This window comes from Roseicella aerolata (assembly GCF_020523605.1).
Taxonomy (GTDB): domain Bacteria; phylum Pseudomonadota; class Alphaproteobacteria; order Acetobacterales; family Acetobacteraceae; genus Paracraurococcus; species Paracraurococcus aerolatus.
Map to the genome: position 1 here is coordinate 37310 of NZ_JAJAQI010000041.1, position 15166 is coordinate 52475.

The 15166-nt window shown below is 74.9% G+C and carries 14 protein-coding genes; 7 read left to right on the forward strand and 7 right to left on the reverse strand.

The window, feature by feature from the left end:
* The 4 genes from nirD (at position 1) to LHA35_RS21830 (ending at position 5973) form a co-directional block, all read left to right on the forward strand.
* Positions 1 to 342 (forward strand): nitrite reductase small subunit NirD, encoded by a 342-nt coding sequence (gene nirD, locus LHA35_RS21815; RefSeq protein WP_226611995.1) that lies wholly within the window; start codon positions 1 to 3, stop codon positions 340 to 342.
* Positions 339 to 2999 (forward strand): nitrate reductase, encoded by a 2661-nt coding sequence (locus tag LHA35_RS21820; RefSeq protein WP_226611997.1) that lies wholly within the window; start codon positions 339 to 341, stop codon positions 2997 to 2999. Before nirD ends, LHA35_RS21820 begins: the two co-directional genes overlap by 4 nt.
* A gap of 177 nt (positions 3000 to 3176) precedes the next feature.
* Entirely contained in the window at positions 3177 to 4265 is a 1089-nt protein-coding gene (gene cobA, locus LHA35_RS21825; RefSeq protein WP_226611999.1) for a uroporphyrinogen-III C-methyltransferase, read from the forward strand.
* Positions 4255 to 5973 carry a bifunctional protein-serine/threonine kinase/phosphatase gene (locus tag LHA35_RS21830; protein ID WP_226612001.1) on the forward strand — a complete coding sequence of 573 codons (1719 nt, stop codon included), beginning with the start codon at positions 4255 to 4257 and terminating at the stop codon, positions 5971 to 5973. The genes cobA and LHA35_RS21830 overlap by 11 nt, the downstream gene beginning before the upstream one ends.
* Positions 5974 to 6115: 142 nt before the next feature.
* Here LHA35_RS21830 and LHA35_RS21835 read toward each other — a convergent pair whose 3' ends face one another.
* The 4 genes from LHA35_RS21835 to LHA35_RS21850 all read right to left on the reverse strand — a co-directional run bounded on the left by LHA35_RS21835 (position 6116) and on the right by LHA35_RS21850 (position 10964).
* A complete protein-coding gene (locus tag LHA35_RS21835) occupies positions 6116 to 6382 on the reverse strand; it encodes an acylphosphatase (protein ID WP_226612003.1) in 267 nt (88 codons plus the stop codon).
* On the reverse strand, positions 6379 to 7092 hold the full coding sequence (locus LHA35_RS21840; RefSeq protein WP_226612004.1) for an ATP12 family protein: 714 nt from the start codon (positions 7090 to 7092) through the stop codon (positions 6379 to 6381). The genes LHA35_RS21835 and LHA35_RS21840 overlap by 4 nt, the downstream gene beginning before the upstream one ends.
* Positions 7093 to 7298: 206 nt before the next feature.
* Positions 7299 to 9968 (reverse strand): AsmA family protein, encoded by a 2670-nt coding sequence (locus tag LHA35_RS21845; protein WP_226612006.1) that lies wholly within the window; start codon positions 9966 to 9968, stop codon positions 7299 to 7301.
* A 6-nt stretch (positions 9969 to 9974) separates the two neighbouring features.
* Positions 9975 to 10964, reverse strand: coding sequence for an RluA family pseudouridine synthase (locus LHA35_RS21850; RefSeq protein ID WP_226612008.1), 990 nt, complete (start codon positions 10962 to 10964; stop codon positions 9975 to 9977).
* 332 nt (positions 10965 to 11296) lie between these two features.
* Between LHA35_RS21850 and LHA35_RS21855 the strand changes: the two genes are divergently transcribed.
* On the forward strand, positions 11297 to 11689 hold the full coding sequence (locus LHA35_RS21855) for a septal ring lytic transglycosylase RlpA family protein (protein WP_226612009.1): 393 nt from the start codon (positions 11297 to 11299) through the stop codon (positions 11687 to 11689).
* 321 nt (positions 11690 to 12010) lie between these two features.
* Here LHA35_RS21855 and LHA35_RS21860 read toward each other — a convergent pair whose 3' ends face one another.
* The 3 genes from LHA35_RS21860 to LHA35_RS21870 are packed head-to-tail and all read right to left on the reverse strand — an operon-like array spanning position 12011 to position 14126.
* Positions 12011 to 12394, reverse strand: a complete 384-nt coding sequence (locus LHA35_RS21860) for a lipocalin-like domain-containing protein (RefSeq protein ID WP_226612011.1) — start codon at positions 12392 to 12394, stop codon at positions 12011 to 12013.
* On the reverse strand, positions 12391 to 12774 hold the full coding sequence (gene crcB / locus LHA35_RS21865) for a fluoride efflux transporter CrcB (protein WP_226612017.1): 384 nt from the start codon (positions 12772 to 12774) through the stop codon (positions 12391 to 12393). The genes LHA35_RS21860 and crcB overlap by 4 nt, the downstream gene beginning before the upstream one ends.
* Positions 12771 to 14126, reverse strand: coding sequence for a replication-associated recombination protein A (locus tag LHA35_RS21870; RefSeq protein WP_226612019.1), 1356 nt, complete (start codon positions 14124 to 14126; stop codon positions 12771 to 12773). Before LHA35_RS21870 ends, crcB begins: the two co-directional genes overlap by 4 nt.
* Before the next feature lie 74 nt (positions 14127 to 14200).
* Here LHA35_RS21870 and LHA35_RS21875 point away from each other — a divergent pair, with 74 nt between their 5' ends.
* Positions 14201 to 14452: a hypothetical protein gene (locus tag LHA35_RS21875; RefSeq protein WP_226612021.1), complete on the forward strand. Its 252-nt coding sequence runs from the start codon at positions 14201 to 14203 to the stop codon at positions 14450 to 14452.
* Positions 14453 to 14588: 136 nt separating this feature from the next.
* The gene (locus LHA35_RS21880) at positions 14589 to 15047 is read left to right on the forward strand and encodes a DUF1810 domain-containing protein (RefSeq protein ID WP_226612023.1); all 459 of its coding nucleotides are present in this window, start codon (positions 14589 to 14591) and stop codon (positions 15045 to 15047) included.
* The last annotated feature ends 119 nt before the right edge of the window (positions 15048 to 15166 follow it).

The following is a 15166-nucleotide window of genomic DNA, read 5'->3' on the forward strand; positions in this document are numbered from 1 at the left end:
ATGGACGGCATGGTTCTGACCTCCGGCTGGGCCGAGATCGGGCGCCTCACGGACATCCCGCGCCAGGGCGCCCGTGTCGTCGCCAGCAGCATCGGCGACATCGCGGTCTTCCGCGCGCTGGACGACACGGTCTTCGCCATCGAGGACCGCTGCCCGCACAAGGGCGGCCCGCTGTCGCAAGGCATCGTGCACGGCCATGCCGTGACCTGCCCGCTGCACAACTGGGTCATCGACCTGCAGAGCGGCGAGGCCGCAGCGCCGGATGTGGGCTGCGTGAAGCGCATCCCGGTGAAGGTCGAGGACGGGCGCGTCCTGCTCTCCCTGCCGGGGGCGGCGGCATGACCGCGGCCGTCCGGACCACCTGCCCCTATTGCGGCGTCGGCTGCGGGGTCCTGGCGCAGCCGGACGGCAGCCTGAAGGGCGACCCGGCGCATCCGGCCAACAAGGGCCGGCTCTGCGCGAAGGGCGCCGCGCTGGGCGAGACGCTCTCCGATGCCGGGCGTCTCCTCCACCCCGGCATTGCCGGCGCGCGCACCTCCTGGAACACGGCGCTGGACCTGGTGGCGGCGCGCTTCCGCGAGACCATCGCGGCGCACGGGCCGGACTCGGTCGCCTTCTACGTCTCCGGCCAGTGCCTGACCGAGGACTACTACGTTGCCAACAAGCTGATGAAGGGCTTCATCGGCAGCGGCAATATCGACACCAACAGCCGCCTCTGCATGGCCTCCTCGGTCGCCGGCCACACCCGCGCCTTCGGCGCCGATGTGGTGCCCGGCCTCTATGAGGATTTGGAGGAGGCCGACCTCGTCATCCTCGTCGGCAGCAACCTCGCCTGGTGCCATCCGGTGCTGCATGGCCGCCTGCAGGCGGCGCGCGGGGAGCGGGGGACGAAGCTCGTCGTCATCGACCCGCGCGGCACCGCGACCTCCGCCGGCGCAGACCTGCACCTGGCGCTGGCGCCCGGCTCCGACGTCGCGCTCTTCGCCGGGCTGCTCGCGCATCTCGCCGGCATTGGGCGCGTGGACCAGGGCTGGGTCGCGGCGCACACGACGGGGATCAACGAGGCGCTGACGGCGGCGCGCGAGACGGCGCCGACCCTCGAACGCGTCGCCGCGTTGACCGGCCTTTCGCCCGAGGAGATCGCGCGCTTCTACGCGATGTTCGCCGCGACCGAGCGCACCGTCACCGTCTACAGCCAGGGCGTGAACCAGTCCTCGGCCGGGACGGACAAGGTCAATGCCATCCTCAACTGCCACCTGGCGACGGGCCGCATCGGCCGCCCCGGCATGGGGCCCTTCAGCGTCACCGGCCAGCCCAACGCCATGGGCGGGCGGGAGGTGGGCGGGCTGGCCAACCAGCTTGCCGCGCATATGCGCTTCGACATGCCGGGCGCGCCGGACCGCCTCCGTCGCTTCTGGCAGGCGCCGAACCTCGCCACCCGGCCCGGCCTCAAGGCGGTGGAACTGTTCGAGGCGGTGCTGGACGGGCGCGTGAAGGCGCTCTGGATCATGGCGACCAACCCCGCCGACAGCCTGCCGCGCGCCGGCCGGGTGCGGCAGGCGCTGGCGGCCTGCCCCTTCCTCGTCGTCTCCGATTGCTGGGAAACCGACACCACCCGCCATGCCGACGTCATCCTGCCCGCCGCTGGCTGGGGCGAGAAGAGCGGCACCGTCACCAATTCCGAGCGCCGCATCTCCCGCCAGCGTCCCTTCCGCGCCGCCCCGGGCGAGGCGCGGCCGGACTGGTGGATGCTGGCGGAAATCGGCCGCCGCATGGGCTGGGCGAAGGACTTCGCCTGGGAGAGCCCCGCCGCGGTCTTCCGCGAGCACGCCGCCCTTTCCGGCTTCGAGAATGGCGGCAGCCGGAGCTTCGATATCGGCGCCATGGCGATGCTGAGCGACGAGGGCTACGAGGCGCTTGCCCCCTTCCGCTGGCCGCTGCCCGCCGGCGCCACCGAGGAAGGCGGGCGCCTCTTCGCCGCGGGCGGCTTCCCGACGCCGGATGGCCGCGCCCGCCTCGTCCCGACCCCCTTCCGCGGCCCCGCCGCCATGCCCGGTGCCGACTACCCGCTGCTGCTGAACACCGGCCGGCTGCGCGACCAGTGGCACACCATGACCCGCACCGGCCAGGTGCCGCGCCTCTCGGAACACGCGCCGGTGCCGGCCGCCGCCCTCTCGCCCGGCGATGCAGAGGCGCTGGGCGCCGAGGCCGGCGGGCTGCTCCGCCTCGCCTCCCCGCATGGCGAGACGGTGCTGCGCGTGGCCATCGATCCGGGCCAGCGCCCGGGCGAGGTCTTCGTGCCCATGCACTGGACGGATGCCTTCACCTCCTCCGGCCCGGTGGGTCGGCTGGTCGGCGCCGCGGTGGACCCGGTCTCCGGCCAGCCGGAGCTGAAGGCGACGCCAGTGCGGGCCGAGGCCCTGCCGGTGCGCTGGCGCGGCCTGCTGCTGCACCGCCGGGCGGTGCGGCCGGAGGAGCCGGGCCTCCATTGGTCCCGCGCCCCGGTCGCCGCCGGCCATGTGCTGGAACTGACCGGCGCCGAACCCCTGCCCGCCGAGATCGCGCCCCTGGTCGGACGCCTGCTGGCCGCGCCGGAGGGCGCCGAGTTGCTGCACATCGCCGACCCCGCCCGCGGCGCCTGGCGCTTCGCCACGCTGGCCGAGGGGCGGGTGGAGTCCTGCCTCTTCCTGCTGCGCGAGGGCAGCCGCGCCGCGCTGCCCTCCGGCACCGCGCTGGCCGGGCTGCTGGACGGGATGGTGGCGGAGGCCGCGCGCCCCGGGCTGCTCGCCGGCCGGGCGCTGGCCGCGAGACCGGCAGAGCGCAATGTCTGCGCCTGCTTCGGCGTGGGCATCCAGACGCTCCGCGCCTGCATCCTGGACCGGCGCCTGACCACCGTCGCCGAGGTGGGGGAGGCGCTGAGCGCCGGGACCAATTGCGGCTCCTGCCTGCCGGAGATCAGGGAGGTGCTGCGCGATGCCCGTGCCGAAGCGGCGGCCTGATACCTGGCGCATGACGTCCCGTCCTGCGGCCCGCGGAGCGGACCGGGCGCGCGAAGACGCGCCGCGGCCGATGCCGCGGAGCCGAGGCCCGGAGGTCCGCCGGCGGAGGCAGGACATGCGTCAGCCTGCCATAAGCCGCCCCGTCGCCCGGCGCCGAAGGCCAGCAGGAGAGATGCCATGAGCGGCTTCGCCCTCTCGCTCGACCTCACGGAGATCCCGGTGCTGCTCGTCAGTGGCGATCAGGCCACCGCGGAAGGGCTGCTCGCGGCCGGCGCCAGGCTGCGCGTGGTGGCGCCCGCGCCCGACGCGGCCCTCGCCACCCTGGCGGCGGAGGGACGCCTCGCGCTGCACCGCCGCGCCTTCGAGGCAACCGACCTGGACGGCATGCGCCTCTGCCTCGTCGCGCCGGACGGGGTTCCGGGCGGGGCAACGGTCGAGGCGATCGCCGCCGAGGCGCGCCGCCGCGGCGTCCTGCTGAATGCCCTCGCCGCCCCCGCCAGGGCCGCGCGCGGCCGCGCCAGCCTGGTCGGCGCTGGGCCGGGCGATCCGGAGCTGCTGACGGTCAGGGCCGTGCGCGTGCTGCAATCCGCCGATATCGTGCTCCATGACAAGCTGATCGACCCGCGCGTGCTCGACCTCGCGCCGGCCCGCGCGCGGCGCATCGATGTCGGCAAGCGCTGCGGCCGCCACGCCATGAGCCAGGCGGCGATCAACCGCCTGCTGGTGGAGCAGGTGCGCGCCGGCACGCATGTCGTCCGCCTCAAGGGCGGCGATCCCGTCGTCTTCGGCCGCGGCGGGGAGGAGCTGGCGGCCCTGCGCGAGGCCGGCGCCGAGGTGGAGGTGGTGCCCGGCATCACCGCGGCGCTCGCCACCGCGGCGCGGCTCGGCATGCCGCTGACGCATCGCGGCACCTCCCGCAGCCTGCACCTCATCACCGCGCATGGCCGCGACGGGGAAGGGGTGCCGGAGCATGACTGGCGGGCGCTGGCCGCTGCGGGCGGCACGCTCGCGGTGTATATGGGTGCGCGCACCCTGCCGCAGGTGGCGGAGTCGCTGCTCCATGCCGGCATGTCGCCGGGCACCCCGGCCATAGCGGTGGAGAACGCGACCCTTCCGAACGAACGCCGCATCCGCCGCACCCTCGCCGATATCGCGGGGGCGATCCGGGACGCCGCGGTGGAGGGCCCGACCCTGACCCTGATCGGCGAGGTGGTGGCGCTGGCCGAGGCGGATTCCGCGCCCATGCCGGCGCGACATGCCGCCTGACCGGCCTGCGCCGCCACCCGGCCGGCTGGCGCTGCGCGCCGGCCTCTGCTCGGAACGCGGCGCCCGGGCGCACAACGAGGATTACGCCGCCGCCTGGCTCGGCGAGCCCGGGCGCAAGGGGGCTATCGCCGCGCTGGCGGATGGCGTGGGCGGTGCCAGGGGCGGCCGGGTGGCGGCCGAGCTTGCGGTCCGCGGCCTGATCGACGGCGTGCTCGGCCAGAGCGAGGCGCTCGGCCCCCGCAGGACCGCCGGCCGCGCGATCGAGGCGCTGAACCGCTGGATCCATGCCAAGGGCCAGACCGACCCCGCACTCGCCGGCATGGCCTGCACGCTGACGGCCGTGGTGCTGCGCGGGCGGCGGGTGCATGTGCTGCATGTCGGCGATTCCCGCCTCTACAGGTTCCGCGACGGCCGGCTGGCGCGGCTCACCACCGACCATGCGCAACGCGGCGCCAATCTGCTGACCCGCGCCATCGGCGCTGTGGAGAGCGTGCGCGTCGACTATGCCGAGGAGGCGGCGCTGCCGCATGACCGGCTGCTGCTCTGCAGCGACGGCGTGCATGGCGGCCTGTCCGACGCCGCGATCGCCGCCGAGCTGGCGCGCCGCGGCGCACCGGAGGACACGGCGCGGCGGCTGGTGGAGGCCGCCCTCGCCACCGCGGTCGGCGACAATGCGACCGCCCTCGTGCTCGACCTGCTGGACCTGCCGGTGCCCGACCGGGCGGATCTGGAGGCGGCGATCGAGGCCCGCCCCATCCTCCCGCCGCCGAAGCGCGGCGCCATGCTGGACGGCTACGCGCTGGAGGAGATGCTGGCGGACAGCCGGTACAGCCGGGTCTTCCGCGGCCGCGACACCCTCTCGGCCGAGGGCCGCGCCGTGGTGCTGAAATTCCCGAAGCCCGGCGCCGCGGCGGAAGCGAGCTTCCGCCAGGCCCATCTGCGGGAGAGCTGGATCGCCGCGCGCATCCGCAGCCCCTTCCTGGGCGAGATGCTGGAACCGCCGCCGGAGCGCCAGAGCTGCCTCTATGCCGTGCTGCCCGATTACGGCGGGGAGACGCTGGAGCGCCGCATCCTGCGCGGGCCGCCGCCCTCGCTGACCGCCGGGATCGGGATCGCGACGGGCCTCTGCAAGGCGGTGGCCGCCCTGCACCGCGCCGGCGTGATCCACCGCGACATCAAGCCGGACAATGTCATCCTGCCGCCGGGCGGCGGGCTGCGGCTGATCGATCCTGGCATCGCGCGGCTGCCGCGGCTCGAGGACTCCGCGCCCGCCGACATCCCCGGCACGCCGAGCCACATGGCGCCGGAGCTGCTGGCCGGCACGTCCCAGGGCGATGAGCGATCCGACCTCTACGCCCTCGGCGTCACGCTCTACCGGCTGTTCTGCGGCGGCTACCCCTATGGGGAGGTGGAGGCCTTTTCCCGCCCGCGCTTCGGCGCGCCGGCCTCGCTGCTGACCCGCCGGCCGGACCTGCCGGCCTGGCTGGACGAGGTGCTGGCGCGCGCCGTGGCGGCCGATCCGGCGGAGCGCTTCGGCGATGCGGTGGAACTGCTCTTCGCGCTGGAGCGCGGCATGGCGGGCGGTGCCCCGGCGCGGCCGCGGCCGCGCTCCCTGCACGACCGGGACCCGCTGCTGTTCTGGCGCATGGTCTCCGCCGCACTGGCGATGCTGCTGCTGCTGAGCTGGGCGCGTCTGCACGGGGGCTGAGGGCCGCCCGGCGGCCGGGGCGGATCGCCGGCGAAGGACGCTACAGCGGATGGCGTTCAGAACTGAACGCTCATCCGCTGTAGCTCCTTGTTTTCCGAGCAGATTCACGCCTTCGGTCGTTCACGGCCTCCGGCGATCTGCTCTATCGCCTGGAGAAACCCGGCGCCACCTCCCCGTCCCAGAAGGTCTCCTCCAGCGCGTCCACCCGCGCCAGCAGCGGCCCGCGGCGGCAGAGCGTGAGCAGCGCCAGCACGGCCGGTTCCGGCCCGTCGACCACCGCCTCCACCGCGCCATCCGCGCGGTTCCGCACCCAGCCGGACAGGCCGAGGCGCGTCGCCTCCCGCACCATCCAGTCGCGGTAGCCGACGCCCTGCACCCGGCCGGTGATCAGCAGGTGCCGCGGCCTCATGCCCTGCCGGTCCGGGCGAGGATCAGCAGCCGCTCGGCCTGCGCCGCCTCGGCGGCGATGCGCCGGCGGCGCGCCGCCGCCTCCTCGTCCAGGCCCCAGAATTCCTCCTGGAAGGTCTCGTCGAGGATCGCCAGGCGGTGCGCCTCCGCCGCCTCCAGCCGGCGCTGCACCACGGCAAGGCCGAGCACCAGGCTGCCGAAGCCCGGGACCAGCACGCCGAGCGCGGTGAGCTCGACGGCCGAGAGGGCCGCGACCGCACGCCGCAGCGCCGCGATCGCCGCCGGGTCCTGCGGCACCGGCATCAGCCCGGTGGTGACGCGGAGCGGCGCGTCATGCTGCAGCGCGGCCCAGTCCAGCAGGGGCTGCCACTCCGCGGCCTGCAGGGCGGCCAGCTTGCGGTCCTCCGCGCGGTAGCAGAGCAGGTCGGTCTCGCCGAATTTCGCCAGCCCCTCCACGGTCGGGCCGGGGTCGGGGGCAATGCGTTCCTGCGCGGTGCCGGCGAGGCGTGTCAGCGGGATGTCGGCCGGCGACATCTCGCCGCCCTTCTGCCCGCCGGCGGCGGCCCATTCGGCGACGATCGCCTCGGCCAGGGCGGCGGCCTCGACCTTCAGCGGCGTGCCGCCGGGCAGGCGGACCGGCTTGCCGTCCAGCAGCACGCGGAAGCCGCCCGGTTCGGGCTCGGCTGCGGCGGTGTCCCAGAAGCGTTTCATGGCTCCAATCCTCAGAGCGCCGTCAGGCGAAGTCGGGCCGGGCGGCGGGCGCCCGGCGGGTGGGAACGGGGGATCGGCCCGCGCCGGCCCTGGCAGCGGCCTGCGGGCGAGACGCCAGGCGGGTCACGCTGCTCTCCGCGGCGGCAGGTTTCCGCGGCACAGGGGCGAGGCCTCGGTACGGCGCAGGGTCGCGGCACGGGCACGGGCTAGCGGCCCCTCCCGAAGAGGCCGCGCAGCAGCTCCTGCGCCGGCGCCTGAAGCTCGCGCGGCAGGTCCCGCAGCGGGGCCGGCGCGGGCGTGGCAGGCGCAGGCGTGGCAGGCGCCGCCTGGGCGGGCGGCGGGGCGCCCGGCGCCGGCACCGGGCCGGGGCGGCCGCCGCGGGCCAGGGCGAGGGCCGGGCCGCATTCCGGAATGGCGGCCTCCCCCCCCTCCCCGCCGCGCCCGGCGCCGAGGGCGCCCAGCACCTCGCCGGCGATGCCGGCCCGGTCGCGCAGCACCTCCTCCGCCACCGCCCCGGCAGCGGCGCGCCCGACCGCCTGGCGGTAATCGGGCCGGGGATTGGCGAAGCTGCCGGTCAGCGGCACGGGCGCGCGGATACGCAGCGGGGGCAGCCCCGGGATGGGCAGCCGCAGGTCGAGATTGAGGCGCATGGCGAGCGTCTCGTCCCGCAGGTTGGCCGTGCCGCCGCCGCCGACCTTGCCGAGGCTGCCATCGAGCAGCAGCACCTCGCTGCGGGCGATGCCGTTCTCCGCCCGCCAGCGCGTGGCGGCGCAGGAGAGCGCGATGCCTCCCTCCGCCAGCGCGCCGAGCTGCGGCAGGGCCTGGCGGAGATCGCCCAGCGCCCGGCCGAGCAGGCTGCCGGGGCCGGCCTCCATCTGGCCGTTGGTCAGCGCCAGGCCAAGATGGCCGGTGGCGGTGGCGGCGACCGCCCGCAGGTCCCGCCCCTGGCCGCGCAGGTCAAGATCGAGCTCGGCCCGCCCGGTGGTGCCGCCCGGCGCGCGCAGAGCGGCGAGCAGGGGCGCCAGCTCGATCCCCTCGCTCAGCGCCGCAAGCTGGACGACCGGCGGGTTGGCGGTGATATCCCCGGCGGCGCGGAGGCTGAGCCGCCCGCCGGGCAGGGTGACAGTCAGCGGGTCGATCCGCCCCCTGCCGTCCTGGATCACGGCATGCGCCGCGAGGTCGCGCAGCGTCACGCCGCCGCTGCGCAGCTCCCCGACCGCGAGGCGGAGATCGCTGTCGGTCAGGCGCAGGATCTCGAGCGGCAGCGGCAGGTCCGGGATGACCCGGCCATCCGGCGCCGGGGGCGGCGCGGCGGGGCCGGCGGGCGCGGCCTCCGGCGGCTTCGGCGGCACCAGCGCATCGAGGTCGAGCCGGCGGGAGGTGAGCGCCCCCTGCACCCCGGCCCGCATGGCGACGAGGAAGGTGAGGTCCCCGGCGATGTCGCCGGCCGAGGAGGTGACCTGGATGCCGCGCAGGAAGGCGCCGCCCGAGAAGCGGTAGCCGCCCCGCTCGTTCAGCCGCGCCTCGGCCCGGATGTCCCTCACCGGCGGCAGGGGCGTGCCCGCGAGCGGCGTGAGGGCGGCAAGGTCCGGCAGGGTGGCGGCCAGCGCCAGTTCCACCCCGTTCATGCGCTGCGGATTGGCAATTATGCCCTTGACCGTCGCGCTGCCGCCGGCGCCCGTCAGCGTGAGGTCCACCGGCACCGGCGCCGCGACGCCCTGCGGCGGCATGGGGGAGCGGGTGGTGCCGCTGAGGCGCAGCGGCAGGCCGTTCAGCCTCCCCTCCCCCTCGAAGCGCAGCGGCGCCTCCGCCCCGGCCAGCGCGGCATGGAAGCGGGCCAGTTCCAGGCCGGGCAGCATGGGGTCGAGCGGCGAGGACCCGATGGTGACGTCGAGGCCCGTCAGCGCCTGCCGCCCCGGCCCGGCATCGGCCAGCGAGACGCGCGCCTGCACGTCGCGCAGCGGCGGGATCGGGACATCCGGCAGCAGCGGCACGAGGCGCCGGGTGTCCGGCACCTCCGCGGTGAGCGTCGCCTGCCAGTCGCGCCGCTCGGCCGGGCGGCCGATGCTGCCCTCCAGCCCGAAGCGGGCCCCGGCGGCCTCCACCGTGCCGCGGACCGGCCAGGGGGTGCCGGGGGTGGGGCTGATGAGGCCGGCCAGCGGGCCGGTCTCTCCCTCCACCGCGATCGGGGTGCCTTCCAGCGCCAGCGTCCCGCGGCCGCGGATGGGCCCGTTGCCGTCGCCGGCCTCCGCCTCCAGCCGGGGGGCTTCCAGCGTGCGGCTGGCGCCGCTGATGCCGTTGCGCCAGGTGAGGCGCGCCTCCTCCACGCTGATGCGGCCGAAGCCGAGGGCCGGGCGGGGCCGCGCTGCCTCCGGCGCCGGGGCGGGGGCCGGCGCGGGCCCGGGTGGCGGCCGGTCCGGCGCCGGCGCAGCGGCCGGGCGGGCGAGGACCCAGTTCGGCCGCCCCTCCGCATCCGTCTCCAGCAGGATGTCGGGCGCGACCAGCCGCAGCCGCCGCACCTCCACCTGCCGCGAGAGCAGCGGCAGCAGGGCCAGTTCCAGCTCCGCCCGCCGTATTGTCGCCATCTGCGGGCGGCTGCCGGTCGGCATGTTGGAGAGGGCGACATCCTCCGCCGTGATGGTCGGGACCAGGGAGAGCTTGATCCCGATCGGGCCGGCCAGCGTCAGGTCGCGGCCCGTCCTCTCCTTCACCAGGGCCTCGATGCGCGGCTTCTGGTCGTTCAGGTCGAAGCTGGCGAGGAAGACCGCGCCCGCCACCACCGGCACGGCGATGACGGCCGCGGCCACCCAGGGCCAGCGGCGCCTCCGGGCGGGCGGCGTGGGCTGCGGCTCGGGGAGAGCAGTCTCGCGCGGCATGCGGGCCTAACGCCGGGAGGGCGGGGCGAGGCGACGGGGCTTCGGGGTCTTCGGCGCCTCGAAGCCGAAATAGGCAAAGGTCTCCTTCATGTGCGGCGGCAGCGGCGCCGCCGCCTCCAGCACCCCGCCATCCGGATGCGGCAGGCGGAGCGCACGGGCATGCAGGTGGAGCTGGTTCGACAGCCCGTCCAGATGCGCCGCGGCGCCGCCATACTTGCCGTCGCCGACGATCGGCGCCCCGAGTCCCTCGGCGCAGTGGACGCGAAGCTGGTGGGTGCGGCCGGTGAGCGGGTTCATCTCCAGCCAGGCGACGCGGCGCTTGGCGGCGTCGAGCGTGCGGAAATCGGTAACGGCGCGGGCGCCCTCATTCGGGTCCTCCACCGCCTCCATCCGCTCACCGCGCGGGCCGCCGATCTTGGCGAGGGGGAGGTCGATCCGGCCCTCGGGGATCTCCGGCTGGGGGGTGACCACGGCCCAGTAGGTCTTCTCCACATCCCGCCCGCGGAAGGCCCTGGCGAGGAAGGCCGCGGCCTGGACCGTCCGCCCGAGGACCAGGACGCCGGAGGTGTCGCGGTCCAGCCGGTGGACCAGGCGCGGGCGCTCTTCCGCCTCGAATTGCAGGGCGTCCAGCATGCCATCCAGGTGGCGCGCGATGTTCGGGCCGCCCTGCACCGGCAGGCCATGCGGCTTGTCCAGCACCAGCACGCTGGCATCCCGGTAGATCACCATCCGCTCCAGCTCCCGGGCATCGGCCTCGGAGACCGGGCGGCGGCCCGGCTCGGGCTTCGGCCCCTCCGGCAGGGGCGGGATGCGGACCTCCTGCCCCTCGGCGAGGCGCGTATTGGCCTCCGCCCGCTTGCCGTCCACGCGGATCTGGCCGGTGCGCAGCATCTTCTGCAGCGCGCCCTGGGTAAGCTGGGGAAAGTGGCGGCGGAACCAACGGTCGAGGCGGGTATCGGCCTCGGCGGGGGCCACGATGCGATGGACGATGGTCATGATGGGGGGAGGCTTACCACCTCGGGGCGGGCCGGGCATCCTCACGCCGGACAAAGCGCATCAGGACACTCGCATGGGTTGTCGGCGGAGCCGGCTTCTGCCTCCGGGCGGTTCCGCCCCTTGGCCAGCGGCTCCGGTCCGGGAGATGGCGTGGCGCCCGGCCGGGCGGCAGGGTACCGGGCGCCGCTGGCGGTCACGACGACGTGGGCTGATCAGGGCCAAAGTAGAACCATTGCCGGCGTCAAGCGTCATGCCGCCCCATGACGCGAATGGCATCTCTGGCCGCGGGCGCGGCCCTCCTGATCCTCGGCGTCGGAGCCCCGGATCTCACCATGAACCAGGCCGCTGCGGCGGAGCGGAAGGCGGCAACCCAGCAGCAGCCGCAGCGCGCACAGCAGGCCAAGCCGCAGCGCGGGAAGGCGAGCTACTACGCGCCGAAATTCAACGGCCGGCGCATGGCGAATGGCCGGCCCTTCAACCCCAACGCCAATAACGCGGCCCACAAGACGCTGCCGCTGGGCACGACCGCGCAGGTGACGAATCTGCAGAACGGCCGCACCGCGGAGGTGAAGGTGGAAGACCGCGGTCCCTTCGTGCCGGGACGGGTGATCGATGTGAGCCCGCGCACGGCGGAACAACTCGGCATGAAGCGCGAAGGCACCGTGCCGGTGGAGGTGCGGCCGCTGCAGGTGCCGGATCGGGACGAGCGGGTGGCAGCACGATAATTGCGCTCCCGTCCCTCCCCGGCTGCCGCCGCCCCGCCTGTGAGGTGCCTTGGCCCCTGCCGCATCCCGCGCCGAGGGCTGACCCGCAGGCGTTCCGGGAGCGGGAGCCGGGCGGCACGGGCGGCGAGGGCCGGTTCCGGCGGTTTCCGTTCTGCCCCGGCGGGCAGGCGTCCAGGATGCCCGGCGAGCCCCCACCTGCGGGGGTGTCCGATGTACGGGCACATCCCCGTCGTCACCGATGGCTTCGGCCCGTCCGTTAAGGCGCTCGGGGCGGGCCTGCAACTGGCAGGACGCTGGATGTGCGGGTGACGGTGGCCCGCCCTACCCCACCCTTTCCCAGGCCAGTTCCAGGTGGTTCATGACCCCCTGCACCATCCGCGGCGGCGGGCTCAGCACCACGCGCTCCCCCTCCCACCGCACCTGCCGCACCTGGTCCGTGCCGATGCGGTTCGGGGGATGGGCCGCGTCCACGCGCGTGGACAGGACCTGGCCGTCGAAGCGCCAGGTGCCGGTATAGGCCACCCAGAAGCGCGTCTCGCCCTCGGCCGGGGGACGGCTGTCGCCGAGGGCGGCCATCATCCGCTCCTCCCCGAACTGCACCGTGCCGATCGGCGCCGGGCCGAATTCCGAGGGGATGACCCGCCCCTCCGGATCCCGCGCCGTCACCTGCACCAGGCGCCAGATGCCGATCAGCCTCTCCTTCATCCCATTCCTCCCATGCGGCGCGCCAGCGCGTAGCAGATTGCGAAACCGGCGAGGCCGAGCGCGAGGCTCGCCGCGACATAGAGCAGGGCGAGCGACCAGTGGCGCTGCCAGAGCAGCCCGGTCTCCAGGCTGAAGGCACTGAAGGTGGTGAAGCCGCCGAGCAGGCCGGTGACCAGCAGCAGCCGCCAGGCGCCGCCGATGCCCAGGCCACCCAGCAGCCCGATCGCCGCGCTGCCCAGCAGGTTCACCAGCAGCGTCCCCCAGGGAAAGGCGGCGCCGAAGGCCTGGGCGGACAGCGTGGAGACCAGGAAGCGCAGCACGGAGCCGAGCGCGCCGCCGGCCGCGACGAGCAGCAGCTGGCCGAAGGTGAGCGTCGTCATCCACGAGCCTTCCTCGCGCGCAGCGCGGCCCAGTGGCGCAGCCGCTCGCCGATGGCGGCCTCAGCGCCGCGATCGGTCGGTCTGTAGAATTGCTGACGCGGCATGCCGTCCGGGAAATAGTTTGCCCCGGAGAAACCCTCCGCCTCGTCATGGTCATAGGCATAGCCGGCGCCGTAGCCCAGCTCCTTCATCAGCTTCGTCGGCGCGTTCAGGATGTGCGCGGGCGGCATCAGGCTGCCGGTCTCCTTCGCCGCGCGCCGCGCCTGGCCCCAGGCGGCATAGACGGCATTCGACTTGGGCGCGGTGCCGAGATGCACGACGAGTTGCGCGAGCGCCAGCTCGCCCTCCGGGCTGCCGAGGCGCTCATAGGTCTCCCAGGCGGCGATCGCCAGCGGCAGGGCGCGCGGATCGGCCATGCCGACATCCTCGGCGGCGAAGCGCGTCAGGCGGCGGGCGATGTAGCGCGGGTCCTCCCCGCCCTGCAGCATGCGCGCGAACCAGTAGAGCGCGGCATCGGGATCCGAGCCGCGCAGCGACTTATGGAGGGCGCTGATGAGGTTGTAGTGCTCCTCCCGGTCCTTGTCGTAGAGCGCGGCGCGGCGCGCCAGCAGCTCGGCAAGGCCGGCGGGGTCGAGCGGCGCCGCATCCACGGGCAGCGCCAGCAATTGCTCGGCAAGGTTCAGCAGGTAGCGCCCATCGCCATCGGCCATGGCGCGCAGCGTGGCGCGCGCGGCGTCATCCAGCGGCAGCGGCCGGCCGGCCTCCGCCTCGGCGCGCGCCAGCAGCAGGTCGAGCGCCGCGTCGTCCAGCCGCCGCAGCACCAGCACCTGGCAGCGCGAGAGCAGCGCGCCATTGAGGGCGAAGGACGGATTCTCGGTGGTGGCGCCGACCAGCGTGACGGTGCCGTCCTCCACCACCGGCAGGAAGCCGTCCTGCTGCGCGCGGTTGAAGCGATGGATCTCATCGACGAAGAGCAGCGTCCCCTGCCCCGCCCGCCGCCTTGCCCTCGCCTCGTCGAAGGTGCGCTTGAGGTCGGCGACGCCGGAGAAGACGGCGGAGAGCGAGACGAAGACGAGGCCCGCGCGCTGCGCCAGCAGCCGGGCGATGGTGGTCTTCCCCACCCCCGGCGGCCCCCAGAGGATGAGCGAGGCCAGGCTGCCGCGCGCCAGCATGCCGGAGAGCGCGCCCTGCGGTCCCAGCAGGTGGTCCTGCCCGACCACCTCCTCCAGGCTGCGCGGCCGCAGCCGATCGGCGAGCGGGCGCGGGCCGTCCGGGGCGGGTTCGGGCGGTGGCTCGGGCGGGCCGCCGAAGAGGTCGGCGGCGGGCGGGGTCTCGGCGGGACGGCGGGCCATTCCGGGGAGCATAGGCCGGGCGTCACGCGGCGGCGAGGCCGGGCACCCGCGGCGGGCCCGGGCGTTGCCGGGCCATGCATCTCCTCAACGAGCTGGCGCCCCACTGCGCCTTCCTGACGCTTGCGCTGCTGGCCGGGCTGGTCGCGGCGCTGTCGCTGCGCCGGCAGGAGGCGGCGCCGGCAGCCGCGCTGAATCTGGGCGCGGCGGTGTTCCTCGGGCAGTTCGTCGGCTTCGTGGCGCTGGCCGGGCTGGGCCTGCCGGCAACCCTCGCCCAGGGGGCAGCGCTGACGCTGGGGGCGGCGGCGGCCTGGACGGAGCCGGCATAGATGCGCGCCGGCACGTGCCGGCGCCAGGCTTGATCACAGGGCGGGATGGCAGGACGCGCCCCCGGCCGCGGACCGATCTCTGCCCGGCGCGCATGGAGGCAATGGCCGGCAGATCGCAGATCCAGGCTGGTACGCCATGGCGACCGGCCGCTTCCTCGGGGTGGTCTTCCGCATGTCGGATGCGATGCAACTGGAGCGTTTCGTGGTGGCGCAGGATCCCGTGCTGGATCAGGTGCGACGGGAACTGGCAGCAGGGCGCAAGCGCACGCACTGGATGTGGTTCATCTTCCCGCAATTGCGCGGCCTGGGACACAGCGCCATGGCGCAGCACTACGGCCTCGCCTCCCTGGCGGAGGCGCGGGCCTATCTGGCCCATCCGCTGCTGGGACCGCGGCTGGAGGAATGCACCGCGCTGGTGAACGCCGTGCAGGGCCACTCCGCGCATGCGATCTTCGGCAGCCCGGACGACATGAAGTTCCGGTCCTGCATGACGCTTTTCGCGGCGGCGCGGCCGGGCGGGACGCCCTTCCAGGCGGCCCTTGACCGCTATTTCCGTGGCGAGCCCGACCCGCGCACGCTGACGCTGCTGGCCTAGCAGGCTGCTGAAAAGCGCGCAGGATCGGCGGGTGCGGTAGGCTCCGGCGGACCTTCCATGCGCCCGCTGCCGCGTGGCGGCTGCCAGAAACACGTTTCCGGCGCCAGCGGCGCTCCCTT